We start from the raw sequence: 22,518 nt of genomic DNA, 5'->3' as shown, positions 1-22,518 counted from the left end.
ATACCCCGCCAGCGTGGGACCAATGTCGTGTACGATGGCACATGTCGCTCAGAATCCGGATGGCACGGCATCTTCCATCCGGTTAGACTACTGCGCGGCAGAATACTTGAGACAGAACAGGGTGGCATTCAATGGGCAGAGATAAGCTGCGCATCGTTGAATACTCGGCGCCGGAGCCGCAGGTTCCCGCGTCCGAGGAAACGCGCCGCGAACTCTCTCCATACCGCCTGCGCGCCGACTCATCGCCCCGACTGTACCCGCAGTCTGAACAGGTGGTCAGCCCACACTTGCCCCCCATCGAGCGCATGCCCGTCCCCGTGACACCTTTCCCCAAGCTGTTCCGCGACGACCCGGAACCCGCGTAATCGCCACGCCCGCCCCAACCGGCCACGGCCTCGCGCGACCATCCGCACACCGGATACCCGCCTCCCGACGCGCGCCCGCGTGACACACTGTCACCATGAGCGAGAGCTTCCTGACGGACCTGCGCGCACTCATTGACGTCGATTCCTCGACCGGTACGCGTGCGCGCTACTCCTCCGATGCCGGCCTCACGCGCATCCCGCCCCTGGCCGTCGCCTTCCCGCGCACTCCCGAGCAGGCGATCGCGGCCTTCGACCTCGCCCGCGCCCACGGCGTCCCCCTCACCGCCCGAGGCGGCGGCACCTCGTGCGCGTCCAACGCGATCGGCCCCGGCCTCGTCCTCGATTTCTCGCGGCACATGAACCGCGTCGTCTCCATCGACCCCGAGGCCCGCACCGCCACGGTCGAACCCGGCTGCGTCGGCTCCACCCTCCAGGCGGCGGCGGCCGAGTACGGCCTGCGCTTCGGCCCCGACCCGTCCTCCCAGAACCGCGCGACGATCGCCGGCATGGTCGCCAACAACGCGTGCGGGCCGCACGCGACCGCCTGGGGGCGCACCTCCGACAACATCGTCTCCCTCGACTGCGTGGACGGGCGCGGGCGGCGCTTCACGGCCACAACCAGCCACGACTCGGCGCTGCGCGACATGCCGGGGCTCGCCTCCCTCATCGACTCCCACCTGGCGCCCATCCGCACGCAGCTCGGGCGCTTCAAGCGACAGGTCTCCGGCTACTCCCTCGAGCACCTGACCCCCGAGGGCGGGCGTAACCTCGCCGCCATGCTCGCGGGCACGGAGGGCACCCTCGTCCTCATCCTGTCCATCACCGTGCGCCTCGTGCCGCTGCCCGACGCGCCCGTGCTCGCGGCCCTCGGCTACCGCTCCATGATCGAGGCCGCCGACGACGTGCCCGCACTGCTCGCCCACTCACCCCTCGCGGTGGAGGGCATGGACCGTCGCCTCGTCGACGTCGTGCGCGCCCACAAGGGCCCGGGCGCCGTCCCCGCCCTCCCCGAGGGCGAAGGCTGGCTCCTCGTCGAAGTCGGCGCCCCCGGCGAAGACGTCACCGCCTCCCTGGAGCGCGCACGCGCCCTGTGCGCCGACTCAGCCGCCATCGACACGGTCGTGTACCCGCCGGGGGCCCAGGCCTCGGCCCTGTGGAGGATCCGCGCCGACGGTGCGGGCCTGGGCGGACGCACCCCTCCGGACGGCGCGGGCGGCGGCGACCAACAGGCGTGGCCCGGCTTCGAGGACGCGGCCGTCCCGCCCGAGAACCTCGGCGCGTACCTGCGCGACTTCACCGCCCTCATGGAGGAGTTCGACATCGACGGCCTCCTGTACGGGCACTTCGGCGACGGCTGCGTGCACGTGCGCCTCGCCATGCCGCTCGAAACCCCCGAGGGCGTCGCCCACTCGCGCGCCTTCCTGCAGTCCGCGGCCCGCATCTGCGCCGCCCACGGCGGCTCCGTCTCCGGCGAGCACGGCGACGGGCGCGCCCGCGGCGAGCTCCTGCGCTTCATGTACTCCCCCGAGATGCTCGACCTGTTCGCGCGCGTCAAGCACGTCTTCGACCCGGACAACCTCCTCAATCCCGGGGTGCTCGCCTCCCCCATGGACGAGGCCGAGGCCGCCTCGCGCGCTCGGGCGCGGGCACGTGCGGCGCGCGGCGGGGTTGTTGACGGGCTGGCGGCAAACGGCGGACCCACCACTGCCCTCGCCGATCATGTCGATGCGGCCGCCGCAAACCTCGCGCGCCCCTCCACACTGCCATCCGACGCGTCTGGCATTGCTAGCGGTTCCGGCCTCGCCCCTACCGATGGCACGCTCGAGCTCCAGCCCGGCGTCGACCCCCTCGATGCCAACCTGCGCCGCGTCGCCGCGCGCCCTATGCCCGCCGACGGAGGCTTCGCCTTCACCCACGACGGCGGTGACTTCACGGCCGCTGTCCACCGCTGCACCGGCGTCGGCAAGTGCCGCGCGGGAGTGTCCGGCACCTTCATGTGTCCCTCCTACCTGGCCACGCGCGACGAAAAGGACGTGACCCGAGGGCGCGCCCGCATCCTCCAGGAGGCCGCAAACTCACAGCTCGTCAAGGCCATCGACTCCCCCGAGGTCCTCGGGGCCCTCGACCTGTGCCTGGCCTGCAAGGCCTGCTCAGCCGACTGTCCCGCCGGGGTCGACATGGCCCGCTACCGCTCCGAAGCGCTGTTCCGCACCTACCGGGGACGGCTGCGCCCCCTCAGCCACTACACGCTCGGCTGGCTGCCGCGCCTGACCCGCGTCACCGCGCGCGTGCCCGGCCTGGCACGCGTGGCAAACGCCGTCATGTCGGTCGCTCCCCTGCGCTCGCTGGCCTTCCGCGTCATCGGCCTGGATCCTCGCCGAGGCATGCCCGCCCTCCAGTCCGGCACCTTCACCGCGTGGGCTCGCCGCCGCTCCCTGCTGGCGGGCGGTGTTCCTGCTTCTGCTTCATCGGATCCCGTTTCTGGCGCTTCAGATTCCATTTCCGTTGCTTCCGGTCCCATTTCTGGCGCTTCCAATCCCGTTTCTGAGGCCCGCGAGCGCGGCGGCGTCCCCGCCTCGTCAACCCCGGCCTCGCCTGGCCCCACCCGCGAGCGCGGCGGCGTCCCCGCCTCGTCAACCCCGGCCTCGTCGATGACAGCCTCCCCAATCCTTTCCGGGCCGCGCGATCCCAGCGGGCGGCCGTACGCGCTCGTGTGGGCGGACTCGTTTAGCCAGACCCTCGACGATGCGGGTGCGCGCGCGGTCGTCGACGTGCTGGAGGCGAACGGGTTTGCGCCGATCGTCGCGCCGGACGCGTGCTGCGGCCTCACGTGGATTACGACGGGTCAGCTGACGGGGGCTAAGAAGCACCTGTCGTCGCTGCTCGGCGTGCTCGCGCCTTTCGCGGCGTCGGGGATCCCGATCGTCGGGGTCGAGCCGTCATGTACGGCGGTGCTGCGCGACGACCTGCTGGACCTGTTGCCCGAGGATCCGCGCTCAATGCTCGTGTCGGGTGCGACGCGCACCCTCGCCGAGGTGCTGTCGGCGGTGCCCGCGGCCGAGCGCCGCCTGCCGAGCCTGGCGGGCGTCGAGATCGTCGCGCAGCCGCACTGCCACCACTATTCCATCATGGGGTGGGACACCGATCAGGCGCTGCTCGAGTCGCTGGGCGCGCGCGTGACGAGGCTCGAGGGCTGCTGCGGCCTGGCCGGTAATTTCGGCATGGAGGCTGGCCACTACGACCTGTCGGTCGCGGTCGCGTCGCATTCCCTGCTGCCGTCCCTGTCGGCGCAGCCGGACGCGGTGTATCTGGCGGACGGCTTCTCGTGCCGCACCCAGGCCGCCCAGCTCGCGGGCCGCGGGGGCGTCCACCTGGCGACGCTGCTGGCGGGACGCGCTGACTGAATGCCGGTGCTGCGGCGTTCCACGGGTTTTCCGGGTGCTGCTCCTGTTCCGGCCACTGTCGTACCTTGCGCGTCGTGCTCGGCAATTTCGCACGTAATTCCCTTGCGGGTATTTCAAACTGAGAACATAGGTCGTTGGAATTGCAACGTTTTCAGACGCACTTAAAAAATGACCGACTTAAATTACGTGCGAGATTTGTCTGAGACAGGTGTCGCTGCCGCCAACGTGCGCCGCGACCAGGCCCCGCATGGTTTCTGGCATTGCTGTGTGGTGCCACTGGCGTTCCGGGCACCACCGGGCCCGGCCGCTGCGTGTGCCCGTGGGCGGCGGCCCGCCCGCGAGCCGTCCGCGCCGCGAGCTTCGCTCGGCGCGTCGGCTCGAAGCCCGGCCAGGCCCTGCCACCGCCCACCGGCACCGCGGCAGGGCCCTCCACCGCTGACAGATCGTGGCTATGCATATCTTGACGACGCGCGCGGTCAGGTCGCGAATCTACTTGTTAAAGCATGCGCTACACCCGATCCGTAGGCATTACACCCCTTCTGTTCGGGTGCAGCGCCACGTAACGGGTGTAGCGCCACGTAACAGGTGCAGCGCCTCCGATCATGTTCATGACCCTTACGACCACCGTCGGGATGTACCTACGTGAAACCGCCGATTCGGGCCGTCGCAGGCCTGCGTTGGAACCGCCCACAAGCGCTGTGCCAATGCGGGGATCGATGCTTGGTACGGCGCTAACAACTCAGTCACCCAGGCTCTCAGTTGCGCCAGATCCTCATAATCTGGCCACGAGAATCGATAGATGGTCCAGCCAGCACCACGCAGATCATTTTCTCGCTGGATCCATTCACGCTTCGCCCGAGCAAAGTCAGCTTCGTTCTTTCCAAGCTTTCCAATCCCATCGAACTCGAAGATGATCATGAGTCCCGGAATCGCGATGTCCGCAAAGTAGCGGCGCCCGTTGACGATGATTTCGAACTGGGTCACGACCTCGAAGGCACTCACCGACTTGAGGACCCACAGCAATGCAGCCTCGGCAGGGTTCTCGCAACCCGGGTCAGCGGCTCGAATGAGGGCTTCTGCTCGGCGCGCCGGTATGTTGTCGTTATGTTCGCGCCACTCCGTGAGCCTGACGAGCATCTCTGACCGAATCTCACGTGCCCGATCACGACACTCTTCCTGCGAAAAGAGGTCAAAGGACGACTGCCTATTCAGCACCATACAGATCCCTACAAATGCGCTCAAGGGCTCAGACCAACAAGCCATTCGCACCGCCGCATCAATGAGACCTTCAGCCAGGACGCCACCAACAGTCTGCAGCTCTCTGTCAAGAGGTGAAACAACAGACCATCGCACCGAAACCCCGGGTACGAGGATCCCTGCTGCGCGAACTGCGCGGAGAGGCTTACTCCCACGCCGAGTACGAGCCCAGACGTATACGTCCGGATTCGCCTCCCACAGAGGAATACCTCGAGAAGCAAGCGAACTCGCACCAACGAATACTCGATCCCCGCTCCCCAACGCATGAACGGCAAGGAGACGAGCTCGCGCCACTGTTATCCACGTGCGCCACGGAGTGTCAAGAAGACGCGTGTCTTCGACTCGAACGTAGCACCCTCGCATCACGTGCAAGAAAGCGCCCGATTCTTTTTCCTCATGGGCCATGCGACACGCTGCCGAGGAACGAATGACCGTCAATTGGTGGCTGCTCATATGTGGATTCTCGCAGCCCCACGAGTTGAGATCATCAAGACAATCAACCCCTGTGGATAACCAGCGACACGAACAATGGGCTGTGGATAGGGTGCGAGGTAGTCCAACCCTCTGTGCGCGGCAGCCCAGCTCTCTGTGCGACGCAGTCACCTCTGCGCACACCGACCACACTTTCACTTGTTATGAGGGGCAGTGCACCTGAACCGTAGGCATTACACCCCTTCTGTTCAGGTGCAGCGCGACGTAACGGGTGCAGCGCGACATAACGGGTGCAGCGCCAGTGGCTCATCCCCTGCACACCAGTCCACGCGCAACGGTGATAACGCGGCGGTACTCCTGAAGCACGTCGGCAATTCTCGAGGCCGACTTCAACAACGATCCCGCGCCTCACACCGCCCAGCTGACGGTCATCACAGGTGCCTCAGTACTTCCGTGACGGGTGAACGATCACAGGGGCATCGGACAACACACGGTTGACACCAGCGCTCATAGCTTCCACCGCATGGCAGCCATCAACGGAGCAACAGGGAACGAACACGCCGTTCGAGCATTCAATTGCGAGTCTCGGCAGCGTCACATCACGCCTGGGCCTCACCCCTACCCTGCACGCACCAAGCCTACAACCTTCGCCGAGGCCGGGGCGCCCGTTGCGCGGGCCCAGCGGGCCGCGACGTCCGAAACATCGATGGACGGATCGACGAGCAGCGCGGTGGACAGTGCCTCCGCCAGCACACCCGACGAAGCCACGACGCTGACCTGCCGCACGCCCGAACGCGCGGGGTATCCCGTACGCGGGTCGATGATGTGGTGGTCCAGCAGGCGCGCGGCCTGGCTAGGAACATCGGAGTTGGCAGCCGCATGGGCATCACCAGGTACATAGGCGTGACCAGGCGCATCAGCGTGAGAGTACCCCATGCCAGTCACATGTCCGTTCGACACCACAAGGCCGGAATTCAGAGATGCACCACCACCAGCGGCCTTATCAGGATGGCCTTCGTTGCGAGGAGATGCAGCACCCTCACCGGGTGTTTCACGCGATGTTTCACGCGTGGGCAGATCGGCCGCACGCCCGGCACAAACCGCACGCACACCACCCAGCGGCCCCAGGTTGTCCCCTGACGTCGACAGCGACGCCATGCCGCCCGCAGGCAACTCCACGACGCCGGCAATCGCCGTGGGCGCGCCGTGAGGGTCACGCAGGCCTGCGCGCCACGGCGAACCGTCGGCGCGAGTACCACTCACCGACACCGACGACGTCCCCACTGACACCAATACGCCGCGCGCTCCCATGGACACCGCCAGGTCGCGGCACGCATCAGCGGTGTATCCCTTCGCGATGCCACCCAGGTCGAGGCGCGGGCTGGGCACCTCCGCACCACCGACGGACTCGGCGGGAACACCCACCGCCCAGCGCCGCTCGCCGACGCGCGACAACAGCCCCAAGGACGACGCGCGCAACGCCGCCTCCACAACACAACCAGACGGCGCAGGCGGCAAGGGCCTGCCCGCGACGTACGCCGCCCGCATCGCCTTGACGTCCCATGCGGCAACAAGCGGCCCGATCATTGGGTTGAACGCTCCCCCGGTCGCCTCCGCGAGCGCCAGCGCATCACGCAGCAGCCGGTCGGTGTCCTCACTCACGACGAGGCCGGGGCTGGCCTCCGCGGAATCAGCTACGTCGCGGGAAACACCGTCGCCGCCCCCAGCCGACACACCAACAGCATTCAGCCGCGACACCTCGGAAGAAACCCGGAAAACGCTCCACAGGTCCTCGTGGCGCACCACGACCTCGACGATGGCGTTGACGATCGCCATGCCGTCCCCACCCCAGCCGATGATGTCGACGCGGGTGCCCATCGCGGGAAACGAGGAACGCCACGTGGCCACGGGCTCAGCTGTCGGAGCCGTCGACGTCGCCGTCCTTGGTGGAGTCGTTCAGGCCGGGGATGTTGATGTCGTCGGCACCGTCGGGAGAGACGCCCTGCGCGGCAGCGATGGCTCGGATGGCGGCCTGGACGAACTGCTGGTGAGCGACGGTGGCGCCGGTGATGACGTCGACCTTGGCGGGGTCGCCGACCTTGGTGAGGTTGTCGGAGTACTCCTGGTAGGAGGCGACGGCGGCCTGGGCCTTCTTGTAGTAGTCCTCGTTGAAGACTTCGCCGGCGGAGTTCTTGCCGTAGTTGGCGCCCTTGTCGGTGCCGTCGGCGAGCGTCGTCTCGTAGGACGTGGAGGTGATGCGCCCGTCCTCGACGGTGATGGTGATGGTGCCGATGGAGCCCTGGTCGTCGGCGTTGGACTGGGCGGTCCACGTGCCATCGCTCATGGGCTTGGTCATGTCGAGGCCGGTGGAGGGCGCGCACGCGGCCAGGATCGTCGCGCCGAGGGCCCCGAGGACCGCGTACGAGGCCGGGGCAACCCAGCCAGATCGGGTGATAGGCGTGGTCATCGTACCTTGTCCTTTCCGCTGCGGGCATCGCCGTCGCGCGGAACGGACAGCCCGGAGGAGCGTTCTTCGAAGTCGTGGTCGTGCCACGTTTCCTTCACGACCTTGCCGTGGTCGAGTCGGATCTCGCGCTGGCCCTGCTCGGCGACGAGCGCGTCGTGGGTGACGACCATGAGGGTCGTGCCCTCCTTGTGGAGCTGGTTGAACAGGTCGAGGACGATTTCCTCGTTGGTTTCATCCAGGTTGCCCGTGGGCTCGTCGGCGAGGACCAGCTTGGGGTAGTTGATGAGGGCGCGGGCCACGCACACGCGCTGCTGCTCGCCGCCGGAGAGCTGGCGCGGCAGGTGCGTGGCGCGGTCGGCGAGGCCAACGCGGTCGAGGGCCTCGAGGGCTTCCTTCTCGTCAGGCATCGAGTGGTAGTACTGCGCGACCATGATGTTCTCAAGGGCCGTGAGGTGGCCGATGAGGTGGAACTGCTGGAACACGAGGCCAATCGTGCGGCAGCGCACCTCGGTGAGCTCGTCGGCAGTCAGATCGGAGATGTCGTGCCCATCGAGCATGACGGTGCCCTTGGTCGCGGTGTCCATGGCGCCGACGATGTTCATGAGGGTCGTCTTGCCGGAACCGGAAGGGCCGACGATGGAGACCCACTGGCCGCGCGGGATCTCGAGGGAGACGTTGTCGAGCGCGTGCAGGTCGCCGTAGATCTTGGAAACGCCGTCGAGGGTGAGCAGCGCGTCCGTGGTGGCCGATGAGGCCTGGGTGGCGGTGGAGGTGGTCATGGTGACTCTCATTCTCCGCGCAGGACGAGCGCGGGGTCGACGGCCAGTGCGCGGCGCACGGGCGGGAGACAGGCGAGGACGGCGATAAGGATCGAGCAGGCGACCGTGCCGAGGAGGATCACGGGGTGCAGCGAGATCGATCGGTGGAACACGGAGGTGGAGATGAGGACGGCGAGGCCGTAGCCAGCCCCGGCCCCCAGGACGCCTCCGATGAACCCGAGCATGACGCCCTCACCCATGAACTCGCGGGTGATGGAGCGCCCGGTCGCGCCCAGGGCCTTGCGCAGGCCGATCTCGTTGCGGCGCTCGGTGACGACGGCGATCATCGTGGTGGACACGCCGATCATGGTCAGCGCGAGCACGATGACGGTGATGACGATGAGCAGGGAGCGCAGCATCGCCAGCACGCCCGTGTCGGACTGGGCGAGGCGACGCACGGTCTGGGCGTGGATATCGGGGTTCGCGGCGTTCATCGCGTCCGCGATGGCGCTGAGTTGGTCGCCTTCCAGGGCGATGGAGTACTCGGCGAGCGACACGGCGTCGGACTGCCCGGTCAGGGCACTCATGTCCTGGCTGGTCATGTACACGTAGCCGTCTTCGTTGCCGCCGGTCTTGAGGATGCCGGACACGGTCAGGGTGACGGTACGCGGATCGACCTTGAGGGCCGAGGCCTGCGCCCCGGACTGCGCGGCGGCCTTCGACGAGGCGCTCGCGTCCAGCTGGCTCACCGTGATCGTGTTACCGGCCTTCACGTCGATCGTCGAGGCGATCTGCTCACCGACGAGGATCTGCCCCGTCGCAGCGGGCCACTCCCCGTCCACGTACCAGTACGGGTTCATGGCGTGCACCGCATTCAGGTCCGCGCCGCCAGCGACGTACGGCTGGTCGTTAATCGTGACCGTCTCGTAGTCAAAGGACGCGGATCCGACCAGAGCGCTCGCGGGCACCTGGGCGGTCACGGCGGCCACGGCCTCGTCGGTCATGGGCACGTCCCCGGCGGGGGTGACGACGAGGTTGGCGCCGTAGGAGCGGATCTCTCGGGCCATCTGCGCGGGCACGTCGACCGCGATCGTCACGAGGCCGGACAGCGTGGTCGCTCCGATGGCGACGGCGAGGATCGCGATGAGGACGCGGGAGCGTCGGCGCAGGATGGAGGAGATAACCATCCGCCAGAACATTGCTCGTCTGGACATGGGCATCACCTTCCGTGCAGGACTTCAGCCGCGTTGAGGCGCAGCAGGTAGCGGATCGCCGGGATGGAGGCTCCCAGGACGACGAGGATCACGAGGACGGCGACGAGGCCGACGACGACGGGCACGAACGCGATCGAGGAATGGAACACCATGTAGCCGATCGCCTGGGCGAGCACGATGCCTCCGCCGTAGCCGAGGACCCCGCCGGCCAGGCCGACGATGATCGTCTCCGTCAGGAACAGCGAGATGATCTGTTTATCTTTCGCGCCCACGGCCTTCATGAGGCCGATTTCGCTGGAGCGCTCCATGACGCCCGCGGTGACCAGGTTCGCGATGGCCAGGGCCGAGGCGATGAGCGCCAGGACGGTCACGAGGACCATGAGCAGCTGGGTCTTCTCGAGGATCGTGCCTTCGGACTCGGCGACCTGGCGGACCGGGCGTGCCACGGAGTCCGTCATGACTTCCTCGATCTGGTAGGCGATCGAGGAGACGTAGGCGGTGCAGTACCAGGTTTCCTTCTCGGACACGCTCAGCGAGTTCGGGTTTTTCGCGGCCTTGCGCGCGAGGTCGTTGTCGGGCGTGGTCAGGGCGGAGACCTCGACGCTGCCGACGACGTTCTCGCGCTCGAGGAGCTCTTGGGCTTGCGCCAGCTGAATGTACACGCCGCGGTCGGCATCGTCGCCGCTGGTGAGGATGCCGCGCACCATGAACTCGCGCGTGATCCCCTCGCGGGTGAGCGTGAAGGTGTCACCGACGCCGAGGCCGTGGGCGGCCGCGTAGGTGGCGCCGACGAGGGCGCCGTTCTCGTCGTCGTCCGCGGGCCACGAGCCTTCGATGCCCCACCAGCCGCGCAGCTTGTCGAGGCCGGTTTCGACGCTCTCACCGGTGGCCAGCTCGAGGTGGTGGCTGAACCAGGTGCCGGTCGTGGGCACGTGCTCGCCGCTCGCGTCCGTGGCGGACACGCTCAGCAGAGGCGCGAAGTCGAGGATGTTGTAGGTCCAGAAGATCGTCTTGATGTTGCCGAGCTCGTCCTCGCGCAGGTAGGAACGGGACTCGGTGGTCTCGCCCGTGGAGTACAGGTCGTCGAGGACGGCTGCACCCTGGGGGCGCACGACGATGTTGGCGCCGTAGGACTTGAGTTCCTGGTTGACCTTGTCGCCCACGTTGAACATGACGGAGAGCATGGACGTGGCGACGCAGGCACCCAGCGCCACGGTCAGGGCGATCATCAGGTGGCGGTTACCGCGCCTCGTGAGGGCGCCGCGCAGCATTCGGAAGAACACGCGATCCCCTTACTTCGCGAAGATGGAGGCCGAGGCCTCGAGGGCCGAGATCGGCACGGTCAGCGTGCCGTTGGAGACCTTGTAGTCGATGGGGATCGGGTTGCAGCCGCCCTTAAAGCCGATGGTCGCGATGTTCATCGCCACTTCACACAGCTTGCAGATGACCTTGCCGTCCTTCTCGTAGTAGCCGGTGGGGCCGCAGATATCGCACGCGTCCAGGCCCACGCCGAAGGAGGAGCCGGACTTCTGGATGACGATGAAGCGCACCTTCACGCCGCCCGAGGTCGTGTACTCGTAGCGGTGCAGGTGGCCGTCGGAAATGTCGGCGAGGTTGACGCTCACCTGGTCGTCGACGACGCTGAACGACTCGGGCGCGGACAGCTCGACCTCCTGGCTGCCGTAGGCGACGCCGACGGTGATGAGCAGCGCGCCGCACAGGTAACCGAGGGCGGCGGTGCCCGCCATGGACTTGTAGAGGCGCGAGCGTGCGCGGCCCAGGCGCCCCTCGGCCGGGTTGGCTCCCACGGTCGGGATGGAGCGCGAGGCCAGCCACGTGAGCACCACGACGGCGCACAGGGCCAGGCCCGCGGCAAGCGTGAAGACGGCCTCGTGGTTAATGAACCAGGAGATGGTGTTCCACGCGCCCTTGGGGATCGAGATCCAGCGCTTGGCCTTGAGGATGCGCACGATCATCAGGGAGTGGTTGGCCAGCAGGGCGACCATGATGAAGGCCGCGGGCCACACGCGGTTATTCCACGCGCACAGGCGGTAGGACACCCAGGCGACGAAGCTGACGAGCAGCCACGCCAGCGTATATCCGAGGATCGCGAGGACAACCTGGCTGGAGTAGATTTCAACGCCGCCCGAGAGCATCATGACGGCCTGGTTCATGGCGGTGGGAACGGCGCGGAACAGGACGGCCGCAATGTAGAGGGCACCAACGATGCGCACGAGGGTATCGCCGGCAACCACGGCCTCCATTGACGAGGCCGCCCGGGCCTCGTCGTCACCGTCGCCGGGCAGGAGCGCGCGCACGCGGCGCGAACGCAGCGCGACCAGCGCGAGGAAGACCAGCGCGAGAACAACCGTGGCGGGGAGCGTGAACAAGCCGACAGTCTGACGGTTCACGGCCTTGGGGGCTTCGACGTTGATCACCGTCAGGACCAGGGAGGAGATCATGCCCAGGCCGATACCGGCCCACACCGCCGCCGACCGCGCTTTCTTACCGCGACGGCCGTGCCCGGCGGCCGGCATAAAGCGGATGACGGCACCGACAGCAAGCATCGTCAACAGCAACGTTAGGGTTGCTTCGCTCATCTGCTGAAGCATTGGCTTTCCTCCCGAAATAAAGGTTCACCGAAGTCGTAGCTACGGTGTCGAGTCTAGTCCCCTCACGGGGCGAGGGCCGAGGCCAGCAGTCCCAGAAAGGGACCACTGCCTCGGCCCCGCGAAGCGTGAGCATCGATCACCAGGAAACGGCCGTGGGATCCCACTGCCAATCCGGGAACTCGGCGACGAGCGGCTCGGTCCAGAAGCGGCCCTCAACACCCGTGGTCTTGTCGGTGTGCAGCAGCCAGCCCGTGGGAGGCTTGATCGAGAAGGTCACGTCGTAGGTGCCAGCGTCGAGCTTGGGCAGGTTCAGGCCGTAGTGCGGGCCGTCGGAGGCGTTCATCGGCATGAGCGTGCCCTCCTGGACGGTCGTGCCGGACTTGTCCTTGATCGTGTAGTCGACGGTCAGGCCGGGGATGAAGTCGCCAGCACCGAAGCCGAGCTTGTTGTCGGCGGCGGCGGAGATGTCGGCCTCAATGTGCATCGAGGACTCGGCGGCCGGGGTGCCCACGGCGGGCTCCATCTCGACGGGCTGGAAGTAGACGCCACCCACGACGAGCGGGCCGACGTGAACGTCGTCACCGAGGGGCTGCTCTTCGAAGCCAGCGTCCTCGCCGGGAGCGGGGGCGTTCGAGGAGTCAGCCGAAGCCGAGGACGAGGCCGCGGGCTTCTCGCTGGAGGACGAGGAGGAGTTGTTGGAGCAGGCCGCCAGAGTGCCTGCGAGGGCCAGCGTGGCCAGGGCCGCGCCGACGCGGAACAGAGAACGCTTCATGTGATGATCTCCTGTGCGTGTTGGTTGGGTGAAAAGTCGGTGTCGCTCGACTGATGTCATTCCTCGGCCCGCGACTGGGCGGCGGCCTCGCGGGCGAGGCGAGCTTTTCCGAAGAAGTAGAGACCGACGATGATGGCGAGAACGATGGCTTGCGCGGCCAGGTTCTCCACTCGGGGGTAGATCCCCAAGAGGTCAATGGTGGGGAAGCCGGAGATGGGCGTCAGGGACACGACGTCCGCCTCCTGGAGTTCCCCGATACCAGAACCCGTGAACGTGAAGGCCATGAAGGCCATCAGCAGCGAGGTAATGGTGAAGAACGGGCGCAGCGGGATGCGCACCGCCGCGAACTGGATGAGCAGGTAGATGACAACGAGGGCCACGAGGCCGACCGCCAGGCCGATCCACACGTAGTGGACCTTGTCGCCCGCGGCGGCGACGATCGGGACGTAGAAGAGGATCGTCTCGGCGCCCTCGCGCAGGACCGCGAGGAAGGAGATGAAGGCCAGGCCCAGCAGGGAGCCGCTGCTCAGCGAGGCGTCCGTCTGCTTCTTGATGTACTCGTCCCAGGCCTTGTTGGAGGACTTGTTGATCATCCAGTTGGAGACCCAGATCAGCATGACGACCGCGAAGAGCGCCGCGAAGCCCTCCAGGAGCTCCTGGTTCGCGCCCGCCAGGGAGGTGACGTAGCTGAAGAGGAAGGCCAGGCCGATGGACAGGCCGAAGGCGAGTGCCACGCCGCCCCACACGATCGGGGCCTTGTTCTTGTGGCCGGCCTTGGCCAGGTAGGCGAGGACCGCGGCGACGACGAGGATCGCCTCCATGCCCTCACGCAGGATCACGAGGAGGGAGGGCAGGAACTGGGCGATCCACGGGGAGGCGCCCGAGCTGTCGGCGGTCTTGTCGGCAGCCTTGCCGGTGTAGCCGTCAAGGGTATTGGCGTCCTCGCGGATGTAGTTCGTCAGCGTCGAGAGGTGCTGGTCGACCGCGGCCGAATCGTCGTCGGTCATTGCCTTCTTCAGGAGCGAGAACTCCATCTCCACCTGGGAGACGCGCGAGCCGGAGATGCGGCTCATGACCTGCTTCTCCATGCCGGTGATCTCGTAGTGCTTGTAGTAGGCCTCGTTGACCTTGTCCTTACCGGCCTTGGCATCGCCGCCCTTGTAGGCGTTGGCGCCATCCTCGAGGATGCCGTTGATCGTCTTGGCGACCTCACCCCACGCGCCGGGGCTGTAATCATCCGACGAGGCCTGGGCTGCCGATCCGGGGGCCACGCCGTCCAGGGAGGCGCCGTCCTCAACCATGTACTGCTTGAGAGTCGTGGCGTGGCTGTCAACGCCCGCACTGTCGGCGTCACTCATGGCCTTCTTGAGGAGCGAAAACTCCATCTCCACCTGCGAGACGCGCGAGCCGGAGATGCGGGCCATGACCTGCTTCTCCATGCCGGTGATCTCGTAGTGCTTGTAGTAGGCGTCGTTGATCTTGTCCTTGCCGCCCTTAGCGTCGCCCGCCTTGAACGTGGACACGCCTTCGTCGATCAGGCCATTGATCGTGGTCGACACATCGCTCCACGTCTGATCAGCGGCGCGCGAGGGCGAGGCGAACATCGCCACGGCCAGAGCCGCCATCACGGCGACAATCAGAACGCGACTGAGTCGCTGACCAACACTGAGTGCGTGAGCGCGAATACTGAGTGCGTGAGCGCGAAGCACTGCCACCACTTGCCTCCTGACGATCCGGCGATTAGATAACGCCGGGATGATGGAATTCCTAAGCGTTGAGCGTAGCCACATCTCGCCCAGGTGAAAAGTAGTCCGTTTAGGTCGTCCTAAATTGTGACCATGCCGTGATGATGCCTAGCGCGGGGAGTTATCCCCATCGGGGGACTAAGGGCCCAAGATTGTCGCTTACTGACGCGATGCCATAAAAATGGCGCAATACCTGGGATTACTCATGTCTCACAGTTCAACCAGACACGCACCCCTACAGGTCAAGATCTGGCAAAATATTTGGGCGGTCTAATTTTCAACAGGAAGAGGAAGCCACCCATGACAACCGACCCACAGGCCACCCCCGCGAGCGCGACGCCAGCATCCCCCGTGGTCGACGCAAGCCCGCAGGGCCCCGCGGCCACCACTCCCCTCCCCCTGCCCGACGCAGCCGTGGAGAGCGAGGCGGCCCCGGCCTCGTCCCCGAAGCGCCCGACCCGCGCCGAGTGGGTGCGCATCGCGATCTTCGGGATCCCCTACGCTGTGTTCTTCCTGGTGGGAGTGCCGACATGGATCTTCCCCGCATCGTGGAGCCTGACCGCCATCAACATCGGGCTCGACACCATCTTGCTGATCATGGCGCTCGCATTCTTCGGGCGCGAGTTCTTCCCCGCTTTCACCTACCTGCGCACGCGCCCCGTGCGCAAGATCGCGCTCCTCTTCGGCCTATGGTTCCTGGTCGTCATCGTTCAGGCCTCCGTCCGTTTCGCGCTCTACGGAGGCAACCCGCAAGTTGCCGAAAACCAGCAGCAGGTTATCAACGCCCTGCATGACGGGGCCCTTGGCCTGGCGTTCTCCTTCTTCGTGACCGTTGGCGTGCCGGTGGTGGAGGAAATCTTCTACCGCCACATTCTCATCGGCAAGCTCAGTGCCTACGCGCCCACATGGCTCGTCGCGTCGATCTCAGCGGCGCTGTTTGCGTACATGCACTCTCACCAGTGGCAGGACTTCTTCTCATACCTGCCGCTCTCGATCGTCCTGACGCTCGTGTACGTGAAGTCCGGGAAGAACGTGGCCTACTCATGGCTGTTCCACGCACTGAACAACTCGATCATGGTGATCCTCATGTTCGCCATGCAGGGAGCTTTGCAGAACGTCTGATTGATGGTTGCGGTAGCGCCCCGCCCGGCCTCGGGCGGGGCGCTGCTGTACGCACGCCGGATATGGCCGCCCCGCCGCCAATCGGGGGGAATTGCACTACACGAGGGTTCGACACGCCGGCGACACGCCGCAAGAAGGCTTCGTGTAGCGAAAACCCCCACCGGCCCCGGTCCGGAGAACGCCGGTGGCACGGAGGGCCAGGCCACGGTGCGGGCTTCGGCCGGTTGGTAGGGCCAGCACGGGTTGGCGGGGCCACCGCCAGACAAATTTCGCATGCAATTCCCCCACGACACGAATCGATGCACGCTCAAAAGCCGCAGAATATCAACGATCAGATTTCAACATTTGAAATACACTCAGGGGAATTGCATGCGAAATTGCTCCGTCGCGGCGGGGCATGACCACAGCGCCCGCGACCGGTAGAGGGTCGCCAGTAGAGGGTCGAGAGTGACGGCGATAACCACCTCAGCAAAAGTCGCACATAATTTCCCACGGTCACTTTTCGAGACCACCCGAAAACGTTGCAATCCCAACGACGCACATTCAATGTTTGAACAAGCTGCTGGGGAATTACGTGCGAAATTGCTATGGCGTGGGCCGCTACACCCGTTAAGGGCCACTGCACCCGTTACGGGGCACGACACCCGATCAGAAGGGGTGCACTGCCTACGGATCGGGTGCAGCACACCCAGTCACAAGAACAAACGCGGAAGCTGCGAGACACAGGCCTGGCCGCGGCACCCGCAGGTGACGGCAACACCACCGCCAGACAAATTTCGCATGCAATTCCCCCAGGACACCAATCGATGCACGCTCAAAAACCGCAGAATATCAACGATTAGATTTCAATACTTGAAATACACTCCGGGGAATTGCATGCGGAATTACTGTGCGGACGGGCCGCCGCCCACGGGCACATCAAGCAGCCCGGCCCGGCAGGGCACACAGGGCAACCCGGCCCGGCAGGACACACAGGGCAACCCAGCCCGGCAGGGCGCCCGGAACACCCGTGGGGCCACAACACCACCGGCACCAACAACGTAGCGAGGCCGCGACCGGTTTCCCGGCCACGGCCTCGCCACTCAGTCAGCGCCGCTCAGAAAGACGGCACCGCGCGGAATAGCGCCAGCGATCAGGCGGTCATGTCCACGTGGTCCTCGACCGCGGCGCGGCCAGCCTCAAGGCGGGCGACGGGGACGCGGAACGGGGAGCAGGACACGTAGTCCAGGCCCACGTTGTGGAAGAAGTGGATCGACTGCGGGTCGCCACCGTGCTCGCCACACACGCCGAGCTTGATGTTCGGCTTGGTGGAGCGGGCGCGGCGCACGCCTTCGGAGACCAGGGTGCCCACGCCGTGGACGTCGATGGACTCGAAGGGGGAGACGCCGAAGATGCCGGCCTCGATGTACTGCGGGAAGAACACGCCTTCGACGTCGTCGCGCGAGAAGCCCCACACGGTCTGCGTCAGGTCGTTGGTGCCGAAGGAGAAGAAGTCGGCTTCCTCGGCGAGGTCCTCGGCCGTCATGGCGGCGCGGGGCAGCTCGATCATGGCGCCGATGGAGACGCCGGACAGGTCGACGCCGCGGGAGGAGGCGACGGAGGCGATGATGCCTTCGGCCTCTTCGCGCACGAGCTGGAGCTCACGCACGGAGCCGACGAGCGGAACCATGATCTCGGGGCGCGGGTCGAGGCCGCGGCCCACGAGTTCGGCGGCTGCCTCGCACAGGGCGCGCATCTGCAGGGCGAACAGGCCGGGCAGGTAGATGCCCAGGCGCACGCCGCGCAGGCCGAGCATGGGGTTCTGCTCGTGCATGCGGCGAACCTCGACGAGCATGGCCTCGTCGGCGGGGTCGAGGGTGCCGGTGGCCTTGCCGACGGCGACCTTGGTCTCCAGCTCGATGAGGGCGGGCATGAACTCGTGGAGCGGCGGGTCGATGAGGCGCACGGTCATCGACTTGCCGTCCATGACCTCGAGCATCTCGAGGAAGTCCTGCTTCTGCAGCTTCTCGAGCTCGTTGAAGGCGGCCTGGCGCTCCTCGGACTCGGGGGCGGAGAGGATGGCGCGCTCGACGAGCGGGCGGCGCTCACCCAGGAACATGTGCTCGGTGCGGCACAGGCCGATGCCCTCGGCACCGAACTCGATGGCGCGCTTGGAGTCGAGGGGGGTGTCGGCGTTGGCGCGCACGCGCAGGCGGCGGACCTTGTCGGCGTGGGACAGGAGCTTGTCGACGGCTTCGACGAGCTCGCGGGTGCCCTCGTCTTCGCCGGCGGCTGCGAGGCCGGCCTCGAGGCCTTCGGCGAGGTAGGTGGTGACGGGCGAGTCGGTCACGGGGACCTCGCCGCGGAAGATTTCACCGGTCTGGCCGTCGATGGCGATGGTGTCGTCGGCAGTCAGGACGAGGTCACCGATGGTGACGGTGCCGGCAGCCTCGTCGATGACGAGGGACTCGGCGCCACACACGCAGGTCTTGCCCATGCCGCGGGCGACGACGGCGGCGTGCGAGGTCTTACCGCCGCGCGCGGTGAGGACACCTTCGGCGGCGACCATGCCGGGCAGGTCGTCGGGGTTGGTCTCGCGGCGCACGAGGACGGTCTTGACGCCCTTTTCGGCGGCTTCGATGGCCTGAGCGTTGTTGAAGGCGATCTTGCCGACGGCGGCGCCCGGGGAGGCGGCCATGCCGCGAGCGATGAGATCCTTGTCGGCCTTCGCGTCGAACTGCGGGAACATCAGCTGGGTGAGCTGGTCGCCGGTGACGCGGCCCAGGGCCTCGTCGCGGGTGATGAGCTTTTCGCCGAGGAGCTGGGTGGCGATACGGAACGCGGCGGCGGCGGTGCGCTTGCCGACGCGGGTCTGGAGCATCCACAGCTTGCCGCGCTCGATCGTGAACTCGATGTCACACATGTCGCGGTAGTGGGTCTCGAGCTTGCGCATGATGGCGCGCAGTTCGTCGTAGACGGGCTTGTTGATGCGCTCGAGGTCGGACAGGGCCAGCGTGTTACGGATGCCGGCGACGACGTCCTCGCCCTGCGCGTTCTCCAGGTAGTCGCCGTAGACGCCGGAGTGGCCGGAGGAGGGGTCGCGGGTGAAGCACACGCCGGTGCCGGAGTTTTCACCCATGTTGCCGAATACCATGGTGCAGATGTTGACGGCGGTGCCCAGGTCGTGGGGGATGCGCTCGCGGCGGCGGTAGATGCGGGCACGCTCGGTGTTCCAGGAACGGAACACGGCTTCGATGCCCATGTCCATCTGGGTGCGGGGGTCCTGCGGGAAGTCGTTGCCGGTCTGTTCCTTGACGATACCCTTGAAGGTTTCGACGAGGCCCTTGAGGTCCTCGGCGTTCAGCTCGGTGTCGCCCTTCACGCCACGCTCGGCCTTGAGGGCGTCGAGGGCGTCGGAGAAGAGGTCGCCGTCGATGTCGAGGACGGTCTTGCCGAACATCTGGATGAGGCGGCGGTAGGAGTCCCACGCGAAGCGCTCGTTACCGCTAACGGCCGCGAGGCCGAGGACCGACTCATCGTTCAGGCCGATGTTCAGGACGGTTTCCATCATGCCGGGCATGGAGAACTTGGCGCCGCTTCGCACGGAGACGAGGAGCGGGTCGGAGGGATCGCCCAGGCGGCGGCCCATCTTGTCTTCGACGCCGCGCAGAGCGCGGGTAACCTCGGTGGCCAACGACTCGGGAACCGTGGAGTCCTTGAGGTATGCACGGCATGCCTCGGTGGTGATCGTGAAGCCGGGGGGAACGGGCAGGCCGAGCTTCGTCATTTCGGCAAGGTTGGCTCCCTTTCCTCCGAGCAGGTCCTTCATGGACTTGTCGCCCTCGGAGAAGTCGTATACATACTTGACCATCGTGGTCCTCAACTTCCGTGTTTGCGATGTCCGGCCCATCGATGGGCCGCTACCAGGGGTAAGGATACACGCTTCAAGGGACCTAGGTCACTTCGAGACACCCCGGCGTATGATTGTTCTGACATATGCGCAACACAGACGAGGCCGGGGCAGCCACTCGCTCCCCACTCCCCCGCAGAAAACACAGAAAAATACTGGTGGGGCAGGCCGCCAGGCCCACCCCACCAGCATCGATAAGCGATGTCAGCGCACGCGGAACTCGATCGTGGTTCCCTCACCCACATCGATGAGGTCGCCGTCGTTCAGAGCGATCGTCACCATGGGGGTGACGTCCTGGAACGAGCCGTCGGCGTGACGCAGGACGGTGCCGTTGGCGCTGCCCAGGTCCATGAGGGCCCAGGAGCCGGGCGTCGTCATCATGACGGCGCAGTGCGAACGGGAAATCTCGGTCTCGGGGCTGGGCACGCGCAGGACCGTGGCCACGGGGCGGCCGGTCAGCGCGCGAGCATCGGGGTCGCGACCGATGACGACGTCGCGGGAGACCTCGACGGGCACGGTGCCGCCGTGAATCAGGAAGGCGACGGGGGCAGCGGGGCCGGAGTTCGCGGGGGCGAGGCGCAGGATGGTCGCCTCGGTGTCGGTCTCGGCGCCCAGGCCAGCCAGGCCCTCGGCGCTCATGGCCTCGGGGATGGCGGGAGGCTCAGCGACGGGAGGCTCGGCAACAACCTCGGACGAGGCCGGGGTTCCGGACTCGCCGAAACCGCCCTGGCGCTCGGCGGACTCGGCCGTATCGACCGGCGGCTCCTCGGCGTCGGCGACGACGTAGAGCTCACCGGAGGGCTGCTCGGCTTCCTTCGCGGGCGCCTCCTCGGGGGGCTCCTCGACGTGCTCGGCGGTGGCCTCGGGAACCTCCTCGGCGTCGGGGGTGCGCGAGGCCGAGCTCAGCGAGACCGGGCCGTTGCTGGTCGCGGCGAGGAACTGGGCCTCGACGGCGGCCAGGTCCACGGACGACGTACGTGTGGAGGGTTCCGGCAGCTCCTCGCGGGCGTCGCGACGCGCGCGGCGCTCGTGGTCCGGAATGTCGGGGTTGATGAGGAAGCCCATCGTGTCGACGGGCATCGAGGCGAGGGCCTCGACCTCGTCGAGCGCGCGACCGATGCGGATCTCGCCAGCCTCGACGCGGTCGGCGGCGGGCACCATCCACGTGACCTCGTCGCCGTCAATGATGGTGGCCTCGAAGGTCTGCCACTCGCCGGGGTTGAAGGGCCACGCCCAGATCGGGTCGGTCCAGACCTGCTCGGTGATCTGGCCGGCGGCGCGCATGCGCAGCTGAATGTTGCCGAGGACCGTCAGGTAGGGCTGCTCGCCCGCGCAGTCCAGCAGGAGGGCGTCGCCCTTCTCAGCCTGGACGTGGGACAGCCACGCCTGGGTGTCGGCGCGTCCCCACACCACGTCGGCCGCGGAGTCCGCGAAGTCGAGCGGAACCAGCGCCGCGCCGAGGGGACCCGTGACGAGCATCGCGCCCTGCCCGCGGCACAGGAAGCGTCCAATCTGAAGCATCAGTTACTGCCTTCTCTACGAGGGACCCGGCGAGCGGTCTCAATCGACGCCGGACGTACTGGTTGAATCATCCGATTCATGACATTCGATGTCAATGTTACTCGTGATTTGGTTCCTGCGTAAACTACAACGGCGGTCGTATTGTCCCGTGTTCCCGTCTCCAGCGAGGCGCGCACGAGTCTGTCGGCCGTCCCCTGCGGACCGTCGCCAGCTGCAACAACCGCATGAATCTGCGAATCGCTCAGGACGCCGTGCACCCCATCTGTACAGATGACAGCCCGATCGCCTTCTTCCAGCGGCATGATTGTGTAGTCGGCTTTCACACTTCCGGTCTGTCCGGCGCCCAGGGCCTTCGTCACAACATTCGCGGGAGGGATCACACGGGGCGCCCCGGAGGTGGCCGCGAGGTCGCGCGCCTCCTGCAGCGCCGAGTGATCGTGCGTGAGCTGTCGGATGCCCCCGCCGCCCACGACATAGGCGCGCGAGTCACCCACGTTAAAGGAGAGCCAGTAGGGCCCCTCGGCGGTGCGCAGCACCATGAGCCCCGACAGCGTGGTGCCGGGAGCGCTCATCGGATTGTCGGCGGGCGCCAGCGACGCAACCGCGTTGGCTGCCGCGTCGATCGCGACGGACAGATCCACCAGGTCAACGGGGCGATTCCCGAGGCGGTCCGAGCTCAGAAACTCCTGCAGGGTAATAACGGCCTTCGACGAGGCCTGGGCACCACCCAGGTGGCCACCCATCCCATCGGCGACGGCGAAGACCGGGGGAACCGCCAGCCAGGAGTCCTCGTTCTCGGAGCGGACCGGACCAATATCGGTCGAGGCGCCCCATCGAACTGCGGGCCGTTCCGCGTGTTCCTCTAGAGACATGAGCCTTCATCCTTTAGCTGCGTTGAGCGCGAGGGACTGCGCGCGATACTGACCATTTTACACCCGGCGTGACCAGGGTCTCGTCCGA

At 66.6% G+C, this 22,518-nt stretch carries 15 protein-coding genes; 3 read left to right on the top strand and 12 right to left on the bottom strand.

Features of this window, described 5'->3' with window-relative positions:
* The first annotated feature begins 131 nt into the window (after positions 1–131).
* Both QP415_RS06415 and QP415_RS06410 read left to right on the top strand, forming a co-directional pair.
* Positions 132–365, top strand: coding sequence for a hypothetical protein (locus QP415_RS06415; RefSeq protein WP_048675406.1), 234 nt, complete (start codon positions 132–134; stop codon positions 363–365).
* A gap of 95 nt (positions 366–460) precedes the next feature.
* Positions 461–3,769, top strand: coding sequence for an FAD-binding and (Fe-S)-binding domain-containing protein (locus QP415_RS06410; RefSeq protein ID WP_285099458.1), 3,309 nt, complete (start codon positions 461–463; stop codon positions 3,767–3,769).
* Positions 3,770–4,384: 615 nt separating this feature from the next.
* Here QP415_RS06410 and QP415_RS06405 read toward each other — a convergent pair.
* The 9 genes from QP415_RS06405 to QP415_RS06365 form a co-directional block, all read right to left on the bottom strand.
* On the bottom strand, positions 4,385–4,987 hold the full coding sequence (locus QP415_RS06405; protein ID WP_285099457.1) for a hypothetical protein: 603 nt from the start codon (positions 4,985–4,987) through the stop codon (positions 4,385–4,387).
* A 1,089-nt stretch (positions 4,988–6,076) separates the two neighbouring features.
* Positions 6,077–7,336 (bottom strand): FAD:protein FMN transferase, encoded by a 1,260-nt coding sequence (locus QP415_RS06400; protein ID WP_306559573.1) that lies wholly within the window; start codon positions 7,334–7,336, stop codon positions 6,077–6,079.
* 34 nt (positions 7,337–7,370) lie between these two features.
* Entirely contained in the window at positions 7,371–7,925 is a 555-nt protein-coding gene (locus tag QP415_RS06395; protein WP_285099455.1) for an FMN-binding protein, read from the bottom strand.
* Positions 7,922–8,704 (bottom strand): ABC transporter ATP-binding protein, encoded by a 783-nt coding sequence (locus QP415_RS06390; RefSeq protein ID WP_016460932.1) that lies wholly within the window; start codon positions 8,702–8,704, stop codon positions 7,922–7,924. The genes QP415_RS06395 and QP415_RS06390 overlap by 4 nt, the downstream gene beginning before the upstream one ends.
* 8 nt (positions 8,705–8,712) lie before the next feature.
* Entirely contained in the window at positions 8,713–9,897 is a 1,185-nt protein-coding gene (locus QP415_RS06385) for an ABC transporter permease (RefSeq protein ID WP_285099454.1), read from the bottom strand.
* 5 nt (positions 9,898–9,902) lie between these two features.
* Positions 9,903–11,168 (bottom strand): ABC transporter permease, encoded by a 1,266-nt coding sequence (locus QP415_RS06380; protein WP_306559572.1) that lies wholly within the window; start codon positions 11,166–11,168, stop codon positions 9,903–9,905.
* A gap of 21 nt (positions 11,169–11,189) precedes the next feature.
* On the bottom strand, positions 11,190–12,509 hold the full coding sequence (locus QP415_RS06375; protein WP_285099452.1) for a DUF2318 domain-containing protein: 1,320 nt from the start codon (positions 12,507–12,509) through the stop codon (positions 11,190–11,192).
* Positions 12,510–12,645: 136 nt separating this feature from the next.
* Positions 12,646–13,281 carry an iron transporter gene (locus QP415_RS06370; protein ID WP_285099451.1) on the bottom strand — a complete coding sequence of 212 codons (636 nt, stop codon included), beginning with the start codon at positions 13,279–13,281 and terminating at the stop codon, positions 12,646–12,648.
* Positions 13,282–13,337: 56 nt separating this feature from the next.
* A complete protein-coding gene (locus tag QP415_RS06365) occupies positions 13,338–14,996 on the bottom strand; it encodes an FTR1 family iron permease (protein ID WP_442953469.1) in 1,659 nt (552 codons plus the stop codon).
* 330 nt (positions 14,997–15,326) lie between these two features.
* Here QP415_RS06365 and QP415_RS06360 point away from each other — a divergent pair, with 330 nt between their 5' ends.
* Positions 15,327–16,148 carry a CPBP family glutamic-type intramembrane protease gene (locus tag QP415_RS06360; RefSeq protein WP_285099450.1) on the top strand — a complete coding sequence of 274 codons (822 nt, stop codon included), beginning with the start codon at positions 15,327–15,329 and terminating at the stop codon, positions 16,146–16,148.
* Positions 16,149–17,280: 1,132 nt separating this feature from the next.
* On the opposite strand, the gene ppdK is transcribed toward QP415_RS06360, so the two are convergent.
* From ppdK to QP415_RS06345, 3 genes are all read right to left on the bottom strand, one after another.
* On the bottom strand, positions 17,281–19,998 hold the full coding sequence (gene ppdK, locus QP415_RS06355) for a pyruvate, phosphate dikinase (RefSeq protein WP_285099449.1): 2,718 nt from the start codon (positions 19,996–19,998) through the stop codon (positions 17,281–17,283).
* Positions 19,999–20,241: 243 nt separating this feature from the next.
* Positions 20,242–21,558 carry an FHA domain-containing protein gene (locus QP415_RS06350; RefSeq protein ID WP_016460924.1) on the bottom strand — a complete coding sequence of 439 codons (1,317 nt, stop codon included), beginning with the start codon at positions 21,556–21,558 and terminating at the stop codon, positions 20,242–20,244.
* Positions 21,558–22,430 (bottom strand): PP2C family protein-serine/threonine phosphatase, encoded by an 873-nt coding sequence (locus tag QP415_RS06345; protein WP_016460923.1) that lies wholly within the window; start codon positions 22,428–22,430, stop codon positions 21,558–21,560. Before QP415_RS06345 ends, QP415_RS06350 begins: the two co-directional genes overlap by 1 nt.
* Positions 22,431–22,518: the final 88 nt, after the last annotated feature.

This window comes from Pauljensenia sp. UMB3104 (genome assembly GCF_030217285.1).
Taxonomy (GTDB): Bacteria; Actinomycetota; Actinomycetes; order Actinomycetales; family Actinomycetaceae; genus Pauljensenia.
This window is presented reverse-complemented; position numbering and strand designations above follow the sequence as displayed.